The following is a 287-nucleotide window of genomic DNA, read 5'->3' as shown; positions in this document are numbered from 1 at the left end:
ACGTGTGTAGCCCAAATCATAAGGGGCATGATGATTTGACGTCATCCCCGCCTTCCTCCAGGTTATCCCTGGCAGTCTCCCCAGAGTGCCCATCTTAAATGCTGGCTACTGAGGATAGGGGTTGCGCTCGTTGCGGGACTTAACCCAACATCTCACGACACGAGCTGACGACAACCATGCACCACCTGTCTCCTCTGTCCCGAAGGAAAGGAACGGTTAAGTTCCGGTCAGAGGGATGTCAAGACTTGGTAAGGTTCTTCGCGTTGCTTCGAATTAAACCACATGCT

1 rRNA gene is annotated in these 287 nt (G+C 52.6%); it reads right to left on the bottom strand.

Annotated elements, in window-relative coordinates:
• Positions 1-287 (bottom strand): 16S ribosomal RNA (locus tag GPK81_RS14985); the annotation flags it as partial.

Origin of the sequence: Blautia sp. MCC283, from assembly GCF_018785565.1 — a bacterium.
In the GTDB taxonomy this organism is placed as follows: domain Bacteria; phylum Bacillota; class Clostridia; order Lachnospirales; family Lachnospiraceae; genus Blautia_A.
This window is presented reverse-complemented; position numbering and strand designations above follow the sequence as displayed.